The organism is Azospirillum mesophilum (assembly GCF_053470405.2).
The window spans coordinates 1-695 of sequence record NZ_JBPXMQ020000125.1 but is presented as its reverse complement, the minus strand read 5'-3'; the positions used below and the strand labels follow the sequence as shown (position 1 = coordinate 695).

Annotated in this window: 1 protein-coding gene and 1 pseudogene; both read left to right on the top strand. The window is 69.6% G+C overall.

Translation table 11 applies throughout. The annotated features are described in order from the left end of the window. On the top strand, positions 1–252 hold a 252-nt coding region (locus tag ACSVC7_RS32735), incomplete at its 5' end, for a UDP binding domain-containing protein (RefSeq protein ID WP_483509192.1). A gap of 159 nt (positions 253–411) precedes the next feature. Further along, positions 412–695, top strand: a pseudogene (locus ACSVC7_RS32730) (phosphomannomutase); the annotation flags it as partial.

The following is a 695-nucleotide window of genomic DNA, read 5'->3' as shown; positions in this document are numbered from 1 at the left end:
GAGGCCGGGAAGCTGATGCCCGGCGTGCAGTGGGCCAAGGACGCCTACGGCGCGCTGGACGGCGCCGATTGCGTGGCTATCCTGACGGAATGGAACGAGTTCCGCGCGCTGGACCTGACGCGGGTCAAGGCGTTGCTCAAGCAGCCGGTGATGGTCGACCTGCGCAACATCTACAATCCCGAGGACATGGCCCGCGCCGGCTTCACCTACAGCTCCATCGGCCGGCCTTCGGCTCCGGCCGCGGCGGTCTAATACCGGCGAGCGAAGGAACGGACCCTCTCCGTTCCTTCGCTCGCCGGAGCGCCCGACCGGGCGCCGCGCCCCATGGCGCGGAAAAGCCTGCGTGGCGTTTGAACGCAATACGGCAAGCCAAGCCATTGGCTTGCCGGTGTAAAGAGGACACCCAAGAACATGAGCGAGGCCCACACTTTCCACCCGACCGTGCTGCGCGAGTACGACATCCGCGGCATCGTCGGCAAGACGCTCACCCCCGCCGACGCCCGCGCCGTCGGCCGCGCCTTCGGCACCGTGGTCGCCCGCGGCGGCGGCAAGACGGTCTGCGTGGGCTACGACGGCCGCCTGTCGTCGCCGGAGCTGGAAGCCGCCATGGTCGACGGGCTGGTCGCCTGCGGCCTGCACGTGCTGCGCATCGGGCTGGGGCCGACGCCGATGCTGTATTTCGCCACCCGCGACCG